The sequence below is a fragment of the Rhodospirillaceae bacterium genome (genome assembly GCA_016712715.1).
Classification (GTDB): Bacteria; Pseudomonadota; Alphaproteobacteria; order Dongiales; family Dongiaceae; genus Dongia.
In genome coordinates this window covers 249,549-266,643 of sequence record JADJQM010000003.1, presented here as the reverse complement: position 1 = coordinate 266,643, position 17,095 = coordinate 249,549, and the positions used below count along the sequence as shown (strand labels likewise).

15 protein-coding genes and 1 pseudogene are annotated in these 17,095 nt (G+C 62.5%); 6 read left to right on the top strand and 10 right to left on the bottom strand.

All coding sequences use genetic code 11. The annotated features are described in order from the left end of the window. Nucleotides 1-513 (bottom strand): molybdopterin-guanine dinucleotide biosynthesis protein B, encoded by a 513-nt coding sequence (gene mobB / locus IPK59_19035; GenBank protein ID MBK8160762.1) that lies wholly within the window; start codon nucleotides 511-513, stop codon nucleotides 1-3. A 35-nt stretch (nucleotides 514-548) separates the two neighbouring features. Further along, entirely contained in the window at nucleotides 549-1,112 is a 564-nt protein-coding gene (gene pgsA, locus IPK59_19030) for a CDP-diacylglycerol--glycerol-3-phosphate 3-phosphatidyltransferase (GenBank protein ID MBK8160761.1), read from the bottom strand. Nucleotides 1,113-1,290: 178 nt separating this feature from the next. Between pgsA and IPK59_19025 the strand changes: the two genes are divergently transcribed. Continuing rightward, on the top strand, nucleotides 1,291-1,620 hold the full coding sequence (locus IPK59_19025) for a QacE family quaternary ammonium compound efflux SMR transporter (GenBank protein MBK8160760.1): 330 nt from the start codon (nucleotides 1,291-1,293) through the stop codon (nucleotides 1,618-1,620). A 10-nt stretch (nucleotides 1,621-1,630) separates the two neighbouring features. On the opposite strand, the gene uvrC is transcribed toward IPK59_19025, so the two are convergent. The 4 genes from uvrC to ribB form a co-directional block, all read right to left on the bottom strand. Then, entirely contained in the window at nucleotides 1,631-3,598 is a 1,968-nt protein-coding gene (gene uvrC / locus IPK59_19020) for an excinuclease ABC subunit UvrC (GenBank protein MBK8160759.1), read from the bottom strand. 447 nt (nucleotides 3,599-4,045) lie between these two features. Further along, nucleotides 4,046-4,453, bottom strand: a complete 408-nt coding sequence (locus tag IPK59_19015) for a dihydroneopterin aldolase (GenBank protein ID MBK8160758.1) — start codon at nucleotides 4,451-4,453, stop codon at nucleotides 4,046-4,048. Between the two features lie 149 nt (nucleotides 4,454-4,602). Then, nucleotides 4,603-5,376 (bottom strand): SDR family oxidoreductase, encoded by a 774-nt coding sequence (locus IPK59_19010; GenBank protein ID MBK8160757.1) that lies wholly within the window; start codon nucleotides 5,374-5,376, stop codon nucleotides 4,603-4,605. Nucleotides 5,377-5,379: 3 nt separating this feature from the next. After that, nucleotides 5,380-6,459, bottom strand: a complete 1,080-nt coding sequence (ribB, locus tag IPK59_19005; GenBank protein MBK8160756.1) for a 3,4-dihydroxy-2-butanone-4-phosphate synthase — start codon at nucleotides 6,457-6,459, stop codon at nucleotides 5,380-5,382. A 380-nt stretch (nucleotides 6,460-6,839) separates the two neighbouring features. Here ribB and IPK59_19000 point away from each other — a divergent pair, with 380 nt between their 5' ends. The 5 genes and pseudogenes from IPK59_19000 to IPK59_18980 all read left to right on the top strand — a co-directional run bounded on the left by IPK59_19000 (nucleotide 6,840) and on the right by IPK59_18980 (nucleotide 14,014). Beyond that, entirely contained in the window at nucleotides 6,840-8,534 is a 1,695-nt protein-coding gene (locus tag IPK59_19000; protein MBK8160755.1) for an ABC transporter substrate-binding protein, read from the top strand. Nucleotides 8,535-8,952: 418 nt separating this feature from the next. Next, nucleotides 8,953-10,536 carry an ABC transporter substrate-binding protein gene (locus IPK59_18995; GenBank protein MBK8160754.1) on the top strand — a complete coding sequence of 528 codons (1,584 nt, stop codon included), beginning with the start codon at nucleotides 8,953-8,955 and terminating at the stop codon, nucleotides 10,534-10,536. Between the two features lie 41 nt (nucleotides 10,537-10,577). Beyond that, nucleotides 10,578-11,526 (top strand): annotated as a pseudogene (locus tag IPK59_18990) (ABC transporter permease). A 39-nt stretch (nucleotides 11,527-11,565) separates the two neighbouring features. After that, nucleotides 11,566-12,399: an ABC transporter permease gene (locus IPK59_18985; GenBank protein ID MBK8160753.1), complete on the top strand. Its 834-nt coding sequence runs from the start codon at nucleotides 11,566-11,568 to the stop codon at nucleotides 12,397-12,399. A 4-nt stretch (nucleotides 12,400-12,403) separates the two neighbouring features. Continuing rightward, nucleotides 12,404-14,014 (top strand): ABC transporter ATP-binding protein, encoded by a 1,611-nt coding sequence (locus IPK59_18980; protein ID MBK8160752.1) that lies wholly within the window; start codon nucleotides 12,404-12,406, stop codon nucleotides 14,012-14,014. Nucleotides 14,015-14,032: 18 nt separating this feature from the next. On the opposite strand, the gene IPK59_18975 is transcribed toward IPK59_18980, so the two are convergent. From IPK59_18975 to IPK59_18960, 4 genes are read right to left on the bottom strand one after another with little or no spacing between them, the layout of a single operon-like run. Beyond that, entirely contained in the window at nucleotides 14,033-14,251 is a 219-nt protein-coding gene (locus IPK59_18975) for a cold shock domain-containing protein (protein ID MBK8160751.1), read from the bottom strand. Nucleotide 14,252: 1 nt separating this feature from the next. Next, nucleotides 14,253-15,089: an ABC transporter permease gene (locus IPK59_18970; GenBank protein ID MBK8160750.1), complete on the bottom strand. Its 837-nt coding sequence runs from the start codon at nucleotides 15,087-15,089 to the stop codon at nucleotides 14,253-14,255. Beyond that, entirely contained in the window at nucleotides 15,079-16,017 is a 939-nt protein-coding gene (locus IPK59_18965; GenBank protein ID MBK8160749.1) for an ABC transporter permease, read from the bottom strand. Before IPK59_18965 ends, IPK59_18970 begins: the two co-directional genes overlap by 11 nt. Nucleotides 16,018-16,025: 8 nt before the next feature. Then, nucleotides 16,026-17,057, bottom strand: a complete 1,032-nt coding sequence (locus IPK59_18960; GenBank protein ID MBK8160748.1) for an ABC transporter ATP-binding protein — start codon at nucleotides 17,055-17,057, stop codon at nucleotides 16,026-16,028. Between the last annotated feature and the right edge of the window lie 38 nt (nucleotides 17,058-17,095).

Genomic DNA, 17,095 nt, shown 5'->3' with positions numbered 1-17,095 from the left:
TCAAACCGTCCGGGGCGGATTCAGACGGCAATGCGCGACGATGAAATCGGCGATGGCACCGATATCGTTTAGGTCGATCACCGGCAGATGCGCCTCCGGCAGCGGCGCATCGCTCAGGATGGCGACATAGGTGGGATCGCTCGCCGACAGCAGCGGCTTGCCGTTGGCGGCGCGGAAGATTTCAACCTTGTCATGGGGCTGCCGCTTGAAGCCTTCGATCAGCAGCAGATCGACCGGCGTCATGTGGCGGACGAGGTCGGCGACATCCGGCTCGGCTTCCTCGCGCAGTTCGTGCATCAGGGCCCAGCGTTTGCCCGACGTCACCATCACCTCGGTGGCGCCTGCCGCGCGGTGGACATAGGAATCCTTGCCCGGCGTATCGACGTCGAAGCCATGATGGGCGTGTTTCAGGGTGGAAAGACGGATGCCGCGCCCGGTCAGTTCGGGAATGAGCTTGGCCAGCAGCGTCGTCTTGCCGGCGCCACTCCAGCCAGCGATGCCAAGGATGCGCATGGTCGTCGCCAGCTCACCGGAATTGATCGACGACACTAGGTCTGCTGCCCGTCTGCCATGTGCTTGATGCCGACGCGTAGATAGTCATAGCCCGTCATGACGGTGAGCACCGCCGCGATCCACAGCAGTGCATCGCCGATCAGCGTCACCGGCAGCCAGCCGGGACCGGCATCGCCGACGATGAGGAATCCCAGGGCCACCATCTGAAGGGTGGTCTTCCATTTGGCCAGCAGCGTCACCGGCACGCCGATTTTGAGCGTTGCCAGATATTCGCGGAGGCCCGAGACCATGATCTCGCGGCACATGATGATGAGGGCCGGCAGCACCGACCAGCCGTCGATCTGCTGCGTCGCCGTCATCGCCATCAGGATGGCCCCCACCACCAGCTTGTCGGCGATGGGATCGAGGAACCGGCCCAGCGCCGAGACCTGGTCCATGCGGCGCGCGATATAGCCGTCGAAGAAATCGGTGATGCAGGCGACTGCATAGAGCACCAGCGCCGTCCAGCGGAACACGGGCTGCTCGAAAAACAGCAGGGCGGCGATCAGCGGGATGGAGGCGATCCGCGACAGGGTCAGGATATTGGCAATGTTCGGCATGGCGACTTTCGCAACAGACTGGAATCCGATGGGATGCCGGACCATAGCAGGAACGTGTTCCCCTGTCACAGGGGCCCGGCGCATGGCCCAGTTGCATCGCAGGAAGGTGATCACGGCGCTAGGGCCGGGTGCAGGCCTGCGATATGTTGCGCTGCCATAACGGGGAAAGTTGGAACAAATGCACCTGATTCACCTGATGCTGGCCATTGTCTTCGAGGTGATCGCCACCAGCCTCCTCAAACAGGCGGACGGTTTCACCCGCCTATGGCCCACGCTGGGCACGATCGTCTGCTATGTGGGCACCTTCTATTTCCTCGGCCTCGCCCTCAAGGTCATCCCGATCGGCATCGCCTATGCCGTCTGGTGCGGCTTTGGCATCGTGCTGATTGCCGGTATCGGCTATGTCGCCTTTGGCCAGAAACTGGATTTCTGGGCTGTGCTCGGTCTCGCCATGATCCTGGGCGGCGTTCTGGTGATCAACACCCTCTCAAACAGCATCCCGCGGTAAGACGGCCCGATCAGCTCTGGTGGAAATGATCGTAGATCACCTTTGCCACCGTTTCCGAGATACCGGGTACCGAGGCGAGGTCGGTGAGCCCCGCCTGCGCCACGGCGCGCGCCGAGCCAAAATGCATGAGCAGCGCCTTCTTGCGCTTGGCGCCGATGCCGGCCACATCGTCGAGCGGCGATTTGGCGATATCGCTCGACCTTTTGGCGCGGTGAGTCCCGATGGCGAAACGGTGCGCCTCGTCGCGCAGGCGCTGCAGGTAATAGAGCACCGGATGCTTGGGGTCGAGGCCGAACGGTTCGCGCCCCGGCATGAAGAAGCGCTCGCGCCCGGCATTGCGGTCCGGGCCCTTAGCGATGGCCGCCACCGCCACATCGTCGATGCCGAGCTCGGCGAACACCTCCATGGTGACGCTGAGCTGTCCCTGGCCACCGTCGATCAGCACCAGATCCGGCCAGGTCGCATGGGTATCGTCCGGATCTTCCTTCAGCGCCCGCGTGAAGCGGCGGGTGAGCACCTGGCGCATCATGGCGTAGTCATCGCCGGGCTCGATCGGCGCTTCGCCGGCCTCCTCATTGGCGGGCTTGATGCTGAACTTGCGATACTGGTTCTTCATGAAGCCGTCGGGCCCGGCCACGATCATGCAGCCATAGGCATTGGTGCCCGAGATATGGCTGTTGTCATAAACCTCGATCCGCTTGGGCGGCGCCTCCAGACCAAAAATATCGGCCATCCCCAGCATCAACTTGGCTTGGGATGCACTCTCCGCCATGCGCCGCGCCAGCGCTTCCTTGGCATTGGCCATGGCATGTTCGACCGGCTTCCGTTTGTCGCCGCGCTGCGGTGCCAGGATTTCGACCTTGCGCCCGGCGCGCAAGCTCAGCGCCTCGGTGAGGAGATCGATCTCCGCTGGCATCTCGTTGACCAGGATGAGGCGCGGCGGCGTCTTGTTCTCATAGAACTGCGCCAGGAACGCCGCCAGGATCTCCGGCGGCTCGGTGGTCTTGTCATGGGCCGGAAAATAGGCGCGGTTGCCGTAATTGCCGTGGTTGCGGAAGAAGAACACCTGGATGCAGCTATGCCCGCTTTCATGATAGGCGGCGACGATATCGGCCTCCTCGACGCCTTCCAGGTAAATGTCCTGGCGGCTCTGGATGAGGGCGAAGGCCTGCAGCCGGTCGCGCAGCTTGGCGGCATGTTCGAACTCAAGCGCGTCCGATGCCTTCTGCATCTCGGCGCCCAGGCGCTGCTTGACCTTGTCGCTCTTGCCCGTGAGGAAGTCGCGCGCCTCCTCGACCAGTTCGGCATAGGCCTCCGGCGTGATGCGGCTGACGCAGGGCGCCGAGCAGCGCTTGATCTGGTACTGGAGGCACGGTCGCGTGCGGCTGGCGAAGATCGAATCCGAGCAGGGCCGGAGCAGGAACGCTCGCTGCAAGGCGACGATCGTCCGGTTGACGGCGCCGGCCGAGGCAAACGGTCCGAAATACTGGCCCGGCCGGTTGCGCGCCCCGCGATGCTTGGTGATCTGCGGCGCCGGATGGTCGGCCGTGATCAGGATATAGGGAAAGCTCTTGTCGTCCCGCAGCAGCACATTGAAGCGTGGGCGGTAGCGCTTGATGAGATTGGCTTCCAGCAGCAGCGCCTCGACCTCGGTATGGGTCGTGACGAACTCCATGGTCGCCGTTTCGGCGATCATGCGCTGGGTGCGGTTGGGCTGCCGGTTGGGCAGCGTGTAGTTGGTGACCCGCTTCCGGAGGTCCTTGGCCTTGCCGACATAGAGCACTTCGCCGCTGGCCGAAATCATCCGGTAGCAGCCGGGCGCGGCGGGCAGGTTACGCACCTTGGCCTTGATGATGGCGGCGCCATGGGCGAGCCGGCTGATGCCGCGCGGGCGCGGCGTGCCCTCGCCGGGCGTCTCCAGGTCGTCGAGATCCGCCTCGCCCGGATGTGGATGTTCTGGATCGTCAATCATGCCCATCGGCTTGTCATAGAACGGATAATTAGGGACCGGATTTGCCGCTTCCAAGGGATGTTCCAAGGCCCGGCTCCGGAGCCCGGAAGCTAGCATGGCAGCGCCGCTCAAGTAACTTCAGGGATATCCACCATTTCTGTGGATAAGTCTGTCGATATCGCCGGTAGCTTTCTCCGACTGGTCGTGGAATCAGGCTTTCCCTGCGTCTGCTCAAAAATTAGGCAAAAAATATAAGTATCTGTAATCACGAGATTTATATGGCGCGACTTGCAACATCATCGTCACGAATGGAATTCAGTCTTGACTCTTCTGGGGCCATCGGACTCGGGCAAGCCGTTGTGAACAACTTGGCTCAGGAATCGGTCGGTAGAGTCCTGAAAGGTTTAACTTTTGGTGAATCGGTCAGGAATTTTCCGACTCCTCGGCGGGCAAAATTTCGCGTTCCGGCCCAGCCTATCGTCCAGCCCGGCTGCGCTCGATTTCCACCCCCACGCTGAAGGCCTCCTTGAACACGTCGAGCTTGTCGATTCGGATCTTGGCATTGAGCACCCGGTGGTCGGCAAGGCACACATCCGCAACCCGGTCGGCCAGGGTTTCGACCAGGTTGATATGCCCGTCCGCGACCACGGCCTTGATCCCCATGACGGCGGTCGCATAGCAGACCACATTGTCGACATCGTCGTTGATCGCCGGGTGCTCGAGGCACGTCAGTTCGACATTGATCTGCACCCGCTGCTGCGCTAGGCGCTCATGCTGGTGGATGCCGATGCTGCAGGGCAGGACCAGGTCGCGGATAAAGACACGCATCGTCCGGGCCGGCGCGATGTTTGGCAATGGCAAAACTTTTTCCAATGGATTCATGGTCCCTGGACCTCCTCACTGAGACGGCCTGCGGCCGGCTTTGGGGCACCGCACCGATCGCCGCGCTCTGGGGCGATGGGGGTGAATGGGAGGGCCGCACCCTGGGGCCCATGGTTCGATGGCATTATAGGCTCTCCGGCCAGGGCTGGCTATTCTTTCGGCTGGAAGCCCTTGTTGGGCACCTGCCAGCCCAGATGCTCGCCCCCGTCCAGCGCGATCATCTGTCCGGTCATCGAGGGCGAGGACAGGATATAGAGCGCCGCCGCGGCGATTTCATCGGGTGTCGTCCCATGGCCCAGTGGCATGGCCGCCGATTGCGCGGCGAAATGCTCTGGCGTTTGGCGCGGGCTGGGCAGGGTCGGGCCGGGCCCGATGGCATTGACCCGGATCTGCGGCGCCAGCGCCAGGGCCAGCGTCCGGGTCAGGGTCCACAGGCCCATCTTCGCCACGGTGTAGGACAGGAAATAGGGCGTGAGCTTCCACACCCGCTGATCGAGCATGTTGATGATGTTGCCTGGAACACCCGCCGGCAATTGTCTGGCGAAGGCCTGCGACAGCACCAGGGGTGCCCGCAGATTGGTCTCGATATGCCGGTCCCAGCTCTCCCTGGTCGCCGTGTCGACCTTGTCCATCTCGAAGACCGAGGCGTTGTTGACCAGGCAGCTCACTGGCCCCAGGTCGCGCCCGATGGCCGGCAGCAACTGCTCGACTTCGGCTTCCTGGCCAAGGTCGGCCTGCAGCACCAGGGCGCGCCGCCCGAGTGCGCGGATCTCAGCAGCCGTCGCTTCGGCCTCGTTAATCGAACTGTGGCAATGAACGGCCACGTCCCAGCCGGCACCAGCCAGCTTCAGGGCGATGGCGCGGCCCAGGCGCTTGGCGCCGCCGGTGACAAAGGCAATCTGCGGCTGGGCTGATGGCGCCATGGCTCAGAGCCGCTCGGTGCCGAGGATTTCGACACCAAAGCCGGAGAGGCCCATATATTGGCGCTCCTTGGTGGCAATGACGCGGATCGATTTCACACCGAGATCCTTCAGAATCTGCGCGCCGAGCCCCACTTCGCGCCATTGCTCCAGGCGCGAGGCCTCGCTGCCCGCCGCATGCGGGGCCGATGGTGTCACACCGACGGCGCCTTCGCGCAGATAGATGATGATGCCGCGGCCCGCAGCCTTGATCTGCTTCAGGGCGCGCATGACGCTGCCATGTTCCGGGTCGAACACGTCGGTCATGGCTTCTTCCTGCTGCAGGCGGATCATGACGTCGCGCCCGTCGCCGATATCGCCGTAGATCACCGCGATATGGTGCGCCGCGTCGAAGGCGGTCGAATAGACCACCGCGCGCGCGGGCCCGATCGCCGTCCGGATATCGCCTTCCGAGGTGCGGGTGATGAGCGATTCCCGCTGCTGGCGATAGGCGATGAGGTCGTCGATCGATACCACCAGCAGTTTGTGCTCTGCGGCAAAGGTCATGATTTCGGGCAGGCGCTTGACCGTGCCGTCATCATTGACCAGTTCCGCGATAAGCCCGACCGGCGGCAAACCAGCGAGGCGCGACATGTCCACCGCGGCCTCGGTATGGCCGGACCGGATGAGGACGCCGCCCTCGCGGGCGATGAGCGGGAAGATATGGCCCGGGCGCACGAAATCCTCGGCCGCCACGTTCGGATTGGCCAGCGCCCGGATGCAGGCGCAACGTTCTTGCGCCGAAATGCCGGTGGTGAGGTCCTTGGCATAGTCGATCGAGACGGTGAAGGCCGTGGCATGGGGCGCCACGTTGTCCGCCACCATGGGCGACAGGTGCAGGCGCCGGGCATCGGCCCGGGTCAGGGGGGTGCACAGGATGCCGCTGGTGTGTCGGATGAAGAAGGCTACATATTCCGGTGTGGCCTTCGACGCCGCCATGATCAGATCGCCTTCGTTTTCGCGATCCTCGTCATCGACCACGATCACAGGGCGGCCGGCGGCGATGTCGGCGATGGCGTCTTCGATCTTGTGGAGCTTCGCGGTCATATGGCCTCGTGGGGCGGAAATCGTCGGGCGGAAATGCGGGTTCATCCGGGCAATAGCGCGTCCGGACGGTTGCCGCAAGTCCAGGGGCCGCACCTGTCCGGGCAGATCCTTTTCCGCCAATCCCATACCAATGCCGTTTTGATCTCCATCGACCATGATTACCCAGGCTCAGGTCATGATGCGACTTTCGCATGGACGATTGACGATGGAATGATTTTCGGTCGAAGCTGTATGAAACTAAGATTTACGAGACACCGCCACCAAGACCAAGCGGACCGAACCAGGGTGGGCGTTCCGGAAATAACCGGCGGTTGATGCGGCAAGCGTGCACCGATCTGGTGCGCGCGACACAGGGAAGTTTTTCCACAGGGAGGTTTCTAATGACTTTTCGATCTGGCAAAGGCGAAGGCCAACATCCGGACATTCCCCGGTTGGTCGAGGCGCTGGAGCAGCGGCATATCGGCCGCCGCGATTTCTTGCGGACGGCGACGCTCCTCGGCATGTCGGCGGGCGTTGCCTATGGCATCGCCGGCAAAGTGCTGGGCGGTGACATGATCGGTGCTGCCCAGGCGCAGACCCCGAAAAAGGGCGGCGTCCTGCGCATTGGCGCGCGCGTTCCGGCCGTCGACAACCCCGCGACGTTCTCGTGGGTCTACGATTCCAACATCGTCCGCCAATCCAACGACTATCTGACCCGGACGCTGGGCGACGGCATCACCGTTCCCATCCTGCTTGAAAGCTGGGAGCCGAGCGCCGACCTCAAGACCTGGACGCTGCGCGTCCGCAAGGATGTGAAGTGGTCGAACGGCGACATGCTCAATGCCGACCATGTCATCTGGAACATCAAGCGCTGGCTCGACCCCAATGTGGGTTCGTCGGTGCTGGGCCTGTTCCAGGGCTTCATGCTGAAGGAAGTCGATACCGGTCAAAAAGACGAAGCCGGCAACCCGAAGATGACCACCGAGCTGTGGGATGCGAACGCGATCGAAAAGGTCGACGACCATACCATCAAGCTCAACGGCCAGGTCTCGACCTTGGCTGTGCCGGAGAACCTGTTCCATTACCCGGCCCTCATTCTGCATCCGAAGGACGAAGGCAAGTGGGGCGTCGGCGCCATTGGTACGGGCGCGTTCGAGCCGGCCGAAATCGAAGTCGGCAAGAAAGTGGTTCTGAAGGCACGCGCGGACTATTGGGGCGAAGGTCCCTATCTCGACGAAGTGCACTTTGTCGATCTTGGCGACGATCCGGCGACCAAGCTTGCGGCCTTGGCCTCGAAGCAGGTCGACGGCCTCTACGACGCCGACATCAAGGTCTATCCCAGCATCCAGAAGCTGGAGCATGTCGAACTGCACAAGATCAACACGGCGCAGACGGCGGTTGCCCGCATGCATTGTGACGAGAAGCCGTTCGATGATCCCCGCGTGCGCAAGGCCATGCGCCTTGCCATCGATTGCGCTGCCGTCGCCAAGATTGCCTATGGCGAACTCGGCACCCCGGCGCAGCATCACCATGTCTCGCCGGTGCATCCGGAATTCGTCGACATGCCGATGCCGCGCGATCTCGACGCCGCCAAGAAGCTGCTGGCTGACGCCGGCTATCCGGACGGCATCGATGTCGAACTCCACGCCAAGAAGGATCCCGATTGGGAACCGACGGCTTGCCAGGCGATGGTCCAGCAATGGGCCGAAGCCGGCATCCGCGTGAAGCTCACCGTGCTCCCCTCGGCCCAGTTCTGGGACGTCTGGACCAAGGTGCCGTTCGGCTTCACCGTGTGGACCCATCGTCCACTCGGCATCATGGTGCTGGGTCTGGCCTACCGGACCGGCGTGCCATGGAACGAGAGCAACTTCAAAAACGCGAAGTTCGACGAGTTGCTGACCAAGGCCGAAGGCCTGGTCGATCTCGCCGCGCGCAAGGAAGTGATCAAGGAGATCGAGCACCTGATGCAGGAAGAAGGCCCGATCGTCCAACCGTTGTGGCGTCAGAGCTACCAGCCCTTCGACAAGCAGCTGAAGGGCTACCTGCCGCACCCGACGGAGTATTACTTCTGCGAAGCCATGTGGTGGGACAAGTAATCCCGGCCAATTGACAGAAACGGAGAGCGGCCCGGGCAACCGGGCCGTTTCTCGCTGAGACGGGAAAGCGCCGTCGCCTCGGTCCATCAGGTGCAATCGGGCCGGATAGCAGGGGGCGGCCGAACCATCGCCAAGGTTAAATCAAAAACTGTCGCGTTAGCGCAACTTTGGTCTCTCTGGCGATAGTTTATTCCGACAAGGTTCTGTTTCTAGTATTCCCAGGAGCGTATGCCCGCATGCTGCTCCGGGGACGATTGCGGGGGACTGCTGCAGGGGGCTGTTGCAGGGGACTGTTGCAGGGATTTTTTGATTTCTGCATAGTTGCCACGATAAGCGGGCACAAAGACCGTAACAAACATGACAATTGCCTCGGCACGGACCTTTTGTCCTCAGCCGGCAGGTCGATAGGGAGATGACAATGAATCAATGGGAACAACTTCAGCAGGCGGCCAAGTCTGGGCGGGTGAACCGTCGCGAATTCATGCGCTATGCCGCGGCACTCGGCATCACGACCAGCCTCGCCAGCGGCCTGATGGTCAAGGCCGGCTATGCCGCGGAGCCCAAAAAGGGCGGCACGCTGCGTATCGGTATGGAAGGCGGATCGGCCAGCGACTCGCTCGATCCGCGTACCTATGCTGACTCGGTCATGATTGCCTCGTCGCTGTGCATCATGAACTGCCTGGTCGAATTCGACAGCGCCGGCAATCCCGTGGGCGAACTGTTCGAGAGCTGGGAAGCAAAGCCCGGCGCCGTCGAATGGGTGTTCAAGGTTCGCCAGGGCATCAAATTCTCCAATGGCAAGACCCTCGACGCCGAGGACTGCATCTATTCGATCCAGATCCATCGCGGCGAAACCAAATCGCCGGCCAAAGGCATCCTCGAGCAGATCAAGGAAATCAAGGCGACCTCCGCCTCGGAAGTCACCATCACGCTGTCCAGCGGCAATGCCGACTTCCCGGTCATTCTCGGTGACTATCACCTGGTCGTCGTGCCGAAGGATTTCAGCGACTGGCAGAAGCCGATCGGCACCGGCGCCTACACGCTGGAGAGCTTCGAGCCGGGCGTGCGCCTGGTCTTCAAGAACCGCGGCGATTATTGGAAGCCGGGCCGTGGCAATTTCGACACCGTCGAAATCCGCAACATCCAGGATCAGGCCGCCCGCACGGCGGCGCTGCAATCGGGTGAAGTCGATGCCGTCAACCGCCTCGATGCGCGCACGGTCGACCTGCTGAAGCAGGACTCCAATCTCAGCATCGTCCGCACCAAGGGCACCGGCAACCGCTATTGCTTCGTTTCCCGCGTCACCCAGAAGCCGTTCGACAACAAGGACCTGCGTCTCGCCTTGAAGTACGGCATCGACCGTCAGGGCATCATTGACTCGGTCTATAGCGGCTACGCCGTACCGGGCAACGACCATACGCTGGATGAGCTCAATCCCTTCTACAACACGCGTATGCCGCAACGTGCCTACGACCCCGACAAGGCCGCCTTCCACTTCAAGAAGGCCGGGCTCGGCGACACCAAGATCGAGCTGCAGACGTCGGAAGGCGCCTGGAACACCGCGGTCGATTGCGCCTCGCTCTATCAGGAGTCGCTCAAGAAGGCCAACATCACGCTCGACGTCAACAAGGTCTCGGCCGACGGCTATTGGGACAATGTCTGGCTGAAGGCGCCGTTCTGCGCGGTCTATTGGGGTCGTCGCATGTCGGCCGACCAGACCTTCACCCAGGTCTACGGTTCGGCGTCCGACTGGAACGACAGCGACTGGCGCATTCCGGCCTTCGACAAGCTCGTCGAAGAAGCGCGTATCGAACTCGACCAGGAAAAGCGCAAGGAGCTCTATTTCCAGTGCCAGGAAATGATCGCCGAGGAGGGTGGCATGGTGTGCTTTGCCATCACCGACTATCTCGACGGCTATTCGACCAAGGTCATGGGGGCGGAACCACATGCGCGTTACGACCTCAATGACAATCGCATTGCCGAGAAGGGCTGGTTTGCCTAAGACGGTCTGAAGCCAGTTTCACTCAGGGAGGGGGCGACCCGATGCTCAAGGTTATTGCTGCTCGGGTCGTCCTCGGCCTGCTCACACTGCTTGCTGTAAGTGCGCTTATCTTCGCCGCGACTGAAATCCTGCCTGGCGACGTTGCCAGCGCGGTGCTGGGGCAAGGCGCCACACCAGAAACGCTGGCGACCTTTCGCGCCGAACTGGGCCTCGATCGACCGGCCTATATCCGCTATTTCGAATGGCTGTTTTGGTGCGCTGCAGGGTGACCTCGGTGTTGCCCTCACCAACAAGCGCGATATCCTGACCTCGATCGCGCCACGCTTCGAAAACACCATGTTCCTGGCCGGCTATGCGGCACTCATCGCCGTGCCGCTGTCGGTCGGTCTCGGCATCCTCGCCGCCATCAACGAAGGCAAGTGGATCGACCGCGTTGCCAACGTCGCGTCCTTGGCGGCGATCTCCTTTCCCGAATTCTTCATCGCCTATGTCCTCATCCTTATCTTTGCGGTGAAGCTCGGTTGGTTTCCGTCGCTGTCGACAGTGTTCGACGACATGACCCTCGGCCAGCGTTTCCATGTGACGGCACTTCCTGCCGTGACGCTGACCATGCTGGTGGCGGCGCATATGCTGCGCATGACCCGATCGTCGGTCCTCTCGATCATGTCGCAGCCCTATATCGAGATGGCGTTCCTGAAGGGCCTCAAGCGCTCGCGCGTCGTCTTCGTTCACGCCCTGCCGAATGCCGCGGCGCCGATCATCACGGTCATCGCCCTCAACCTCGCTTATCTCATCGTCGGCGTGGTGGTGATCGAGGTGGTGTTCGTCTATCCGGGCGTGGGCCAGTTCATGGTGGACGGGGTGACGAAGCGCGACCTGCCGGTGGTACAGGCCTGCGGCCTGGTCTTCGCGGCGGCCTTTGTCATTCTCAATACGTTTGCCGATGTGATGAGCATCTTGGTCAACCCGCGTCTGCGGAAGCCGCGATAAATCAGAACCTGAGAAAATCAGGGCGGGATAGGGGGCGCTATGCGTATTCTGGGACATAAGCCGTCATTGTCGGCTTGGATCGGTATCATCATTGTCAGCGTGTTTATCGCGACGGCCATTTTCGCGCCATTCATCGCGCCGTTTGGCGAATCCGAAAAGGTCGGCAAGACCTGGAGTCCGCCGACATCCGAGTTCCTGCTGGGCACCGACAATATCAGCCGCGACCTCTTCTCGCGCTTGGTCTATGGGGCGCGCACGACCATCGGCGTGGCGCTGGCCACCACCATTCTCTCCTTCATCATCGGCCTGTCCCTGGGATTGTGGGCGGCGGTCGGTGGCAAGCTGGTCGATCAGGTGCTGTCGCGCTTCGTCGACGTGATGCTGTCGATCCCGCTGCTGGTGTTCGCCCTCATCATCCTGTCGGTGTTCGGCTCGTCCATTCCGACCCTCATCATGACCATCGCGATCCTCGATTCGACGCGCGTGTTCCGCCTCTCGCGCGCCGTCGCCATGAACCTCGTGGTGCTCGAATATGTCGAGGCGGCGCGTCTGCGCGGCGAAGGCCTGTGGTGGATCATGCGCCGCGAGGTGCTGCCCAATGCCATGCCGCCGATGATCTCCGAATTCGGCCTGCGCTTCTGCTTCAATTTCCTGTTCGTGGCTGGCCTCAGCTTCCTGGGCCTCGGCATCCAGCCGCCGCTCGCCGATTGGGGTGGCATGGTGCGCGACAACGGCAAGGCCATCAGCTTCGGTCTGCTCGCCCCCTTGTGGCCGGCCATGGCGATTGCCACGATGACGGTCGGCGTCAACCTGATCGTCGACTGGATCCTGTCCATCAATGCGCGCCCGTCCGGCGCCTCGGCGGAGATGTGAGCCAGTGACCGACAATATCCTCAAGATCAAGAACCTCCGTATCGAGGCCGTCTCGGGTGCCGTGCTGGTCGACGACGTCTCGCTCGAACTGCGGCCGGGCGAAGTGCTGGGCCTGATCGGCGAAAGCGGCGCCGGCAAATCGACCATCGGCCTCGCCTCGATGGCCTATGCCCGGGCGGGGTGCAAGATCACCGGCGGCACGGTCGAGATTGAGGGGCAGAATATCCGCGCCCTCAGTGCCGACGGCAGGCGCAAGGTGCGCGGCGAACATATCGCCTATGTCGCACAGAGTGCCGCGGCTTCCTTCAACCCGGCCTACCGGATCATCGACCAGATCTGCGAAATGCCGGTTCTGCACGGCCAGATGAACAAGACGGACGCACGCGCCTGGGCGATCGAATTGTTCCGGGCACTCGATCTTCCCAATCCCGAAAAGTTCGGTGAACGCTATCCGCATCAGGTGTCCGGCGGGCAGCTGCAGCGTGCGATGGCTGCGATGGCCATGTCGTGCAAGCCGGAAATTCTCGTCTTCGACGAACCGACCACGGCGCTCGACGTCACGACGCAGATCGAAGTGCTGGCGTTGATCAAGAAGCTCATTCGCGAATTCCATACCGCGGCACTCTATATCAGCCACGATCTTGCGGTCGTCGCCCAGGTTGCCGACCGCATCATGGTCCTGCGTGGCGGCAAGACGGTCGAAATCGGTGAGACGGCCCAGGTGCTCCTCGAACCGAAAACGGATTACGCCCGGGCGTTGGTGGCCGAGCGCAAGGCTGCCGACAAGATTTCGACCCACCGCGCGGTCGCGCACGAGAACGCCATTCTCACCGTCAGCGATGCCGTCGGACTCTACGAATCCTTCGTTGCCGTGAAGAATGTCTCGATATCGGTGGCGCGCGGTGAAACCGTGGCCGTGGTCGGTGAATCCGGTTCGGGTAAAAGCTCGCTCGCCCGACTGATCGTCGGCTTGCTGCCGCGCGCGTCGGGCTCGGTCGTGTTTGACGGGCAGGAGCTGTCGCCGGCCCTCAAGGATCGGCCCCGCGATCAGTTGCGCCGCATCCAGTTGATCTACCAGCAGCCCGACGTGGCGCTCAATCCCCGCCAGACCATCGGCGAGATCATCGGTCGCCCGGTCGAGTTCTACTTCAAGAAATCTCCCGCCGAAGTGGCGGAACGAGTGCGCAGCCTGCTCAACCAGGTCGGCCTGCCGGAGGATTATGCCAAGCGTCTTTCCACGGCCTTGTCCGGCGGCCAGAAGCAGCGCATCTGCATTGCCCGCGCGCTCGCGGCTGAACCGGACATCATCATCTGCGACGAGCCCACCTCGGCGCTCGATCAGCTCGTGGCCGATGAAATCCTCAAGTTGCTGGGACGCCTGCAGGAAGAACTGGGTGTCGCCTATCTCTTCATCACCCATGATCTCGGCATTGTGCGCCGGATTTCGCATCGCACGGCGGTGATGCTGCGTGGCGAACTGATCGCCGATGGGCCGACGGCCGAGGTCTTTGCGCCGCCTTTCCACCCCTATACGGAACGGCTGCTGTCGTCGGTGCCGGAATTGCGGGTTGATTGGCTTGACGAAGTCCTGGCCAAGCGCAAGGCCGAAGCGTAGCGGCCCCTGGGTTCAGGCTCAGGCGCCTTGGCCGATGAGGCTGATGTTGACGGCAAAGAATCGCCCGTCACCATGGCTGTCGCGGGAAAAGGCGAGGTGGTCGCCTTCCTGAAGCTCGGTGAGGCCCGACGCCGCCAGTTCCGCCACATGCACGAACACGTCGGCACCGCCGTCATCCGGCTTCACGAAGCCATAGCCCTTCTGCGCCTTGAACCACAGCACCGTGCCGGTGACGATGCTACTTGCCACTGCCGGCGACGTCATCGGTATCCCGTGTGAGGTAATACGCGGCCAGGATCGGCACGAAGGTGATGATCATGACGAAAATCGCCGCCACGTTGGTCACGGGACGTTGCCGCGGCCGGCTGAGTTCGCCGAACATCCAGATCGGCAGCGTCTCCTGCTGGCCGGCGGTGAAGGTGGTGACGATGATTTCGTCGAACGACAGCGCAAAGGCCAGCATGCCGCCCGCCAGCAACGCAGTCGCAAGATTGGGCAGGATCACATGGCGGAAGGTCTGGAACGTGTCGGCGCCGAGGTCCATCGACGCTTCGATCAGCGCCGGTGACGAGCGCCTGAGCCTCGCAATCGCATTGTTGTAGACCACGACGATGCAGAAGGTAGCGTGGCCCAGCACGATCGTGAAATAGCTGAACGGCACATCGCCCAAGGCAAAGGCCGAGCGCAGGCTGATGCCGGTGACGATGCCGGGCAGCGCAATCGGCAGCAGGATGAGGAGCGTCACCGCTTCCTTGCCGAAGAACTTGAAACGGTACATGGCGGCCGCCGCGAAGGTGCCCAGCACCATGGCGATCAGCATGGAGAGGAAGGCGACCTGCACCGACAACCAGAACGCATCCCAGAAATCGGCCCTGGCCCAGGTGACCGCGAACCATTGCGTGGTGAGGCCGGGCGGCGGGAAGGAATAGCTGGCATCGTCGGTGGTGAAGCCATAGAGCACGATGAACAGGATCGGCAGGTTGAGATAGAGCACGCCGAACCAGGCGGCGGCTTTGAGGCCCCAGCCGGCCTTGCCCTTCGAACGGTCGCTGACCTGGGTCTGCTTAGAGCGCATCGAAGGCCCCCATCCGCTTGGCGATGGCAAGATAGACCGCCATGATCACAATGGGCACCATGGCAAAGGCGGCGGCCATCGGAATGTCCCCGGCCGTACCCTGGAACTGGTAGACCGCCTGGCCGATGAAGGGCCGTGACGAACCGATCAGCTGCGGGATGATGTAATCGCCCAGCGTCAGCGAGAAGGTGAAGATCGAGCCCGCGGCGATGCCGGGAATGGCGAGCGGGAAGATCACCTTGCGGAAGGTCTCGTTGGGCCGGGCGCCAAGATCGCTCGAGGCTTCCAGCAGCGAGCGCGGCACGCGTTCGAGGGCCGCCTGGATCGGCAGCACCATGAAGGGCAGCCAGATATAGACGAAGGTCAGGGTCGTGCCGATATAGGAGGTCGAGAGCGACGAGCCTTCGACCACCGGCAGAGTCAGGATCCAGTCCTGCACCGGTCCCAGCCCAAGGGAATTGATCGACCAGTGGATCGCCCCTTCCTTGGCCAGGATCAGCTTCCAGGCATAGACGCGCACCAGATAGTTGGACCAAAGCGGCAGCATGACGGCGACATAGAACAGCGCCTTCATGCGCCCGCTGGCAAAGCGCGCGATGTAATAGGCGAGCGGGAAGGCGATGATCCCGGAAATCACGGTGACCACGCTGGCCATGGCCAGCGTGCGGAAGATGATGTTGAGATTGGTCGCCGTGAAGAGCCGGGCATAGGTGGCAAGCGTCGGCTCATAGATCGTCTGCGCCGTGAAATCGTCGATCGAGAAGAAGCTCTGCGCCAGCAGCGTGAACAGCGATCCCAGATAGATGATGCCCAACCACAGCAGGGGCGGCACCAGCAGCAGGGCCATGACGAAACGCGGCCGCTGGTAAAGGAAGGTCGAGAGGCTGTTGCTGAGCGAGCGCGGCCGGGTAAGGTCGGTCTGGGTCATGTTCGCACCTACCGCGCAAAGCGCATCAGGTGACGCGCCTCCCACCACAATTGCACGGACTCGCCTTCCAAGGGTTCGACATGCGCCTCGCGGTTCTGCAGGGTGACGGTCAACTCGCCGCCGCCTTCCAGCGCCACTTCATAGCGCGTGTTGGCGCCAAGATAGAGGATCGAGCTCACGCGGCCGCGCGCGGTCATGGCATCGGCCGGGACCGGAGCGCCGCTGCGCTCCAGATGGATCTTCTCCGGGCGGATGGAACAGGCTTGCTCGGCGCCGGTCACGGCGCGCGCCGCGGCTCCCTCCAGCAGGTTGGAGATGCCCACGAATCCGGCGACGAAAGTGGTGGCCGGTTTTTCGTAAAGCTCGGTCGGGCTCGCCAGCTGTTCGATCTTGCCCTGGTTGAACACGGCCACCCGGTCGCTCATGGAGAGCGCTTCGCCCTGGTCATGAGTGACATAGACGAAAGTGATGCCGACGCGGCGCTGGATGGCTTTCAGCTCGACCTGCATCTGCTCGCGGAGCTTGAGATCAAGGGCGCCCAGCGGCTCGTCGAGCAGCAGCACCTTGGGATGGTTGACGAGGGCGCGGGCCAGCGCCACGCGCTGCCGCTGGCCGCCTGAGAGCTGCGACGGCTTGCGGCCGCCGAACCCGCCCAGCGCCACCATCTCCAGCATCTCTTCCGCCTGTTTGCGGCGCTGCTCGGTGGGAACTTTGCGGATCATCAGGCCATAGGCGACATTGTCCAGCACGCTCATATGCGGGAACAGGGCGTAATCCTGGAACACCGTGTTGACGTCGCGGTCATAGGGCGGCACGCCGTTCATGTCGATGCCATGGACGATCACATGGCCGTCGGTCGGCTGCTCGAATCCGGCGATGAGCCGCAGGCAGGTGGTCTTGCCGGAGCCGGACGGCCCCAACATGGCGAAGAATTCGCCCTCGCGAATGTCGAAGCTGACGGAATCGACCGCTCTCACCGCGCCATAGTGGCGCGACACATTCTGAAAGGAGACGGCGGCGGGACCGCTGGCTGAGCTCATGATACAATCCGTATCGCTGCTAAAGAAATGGGGCGGAT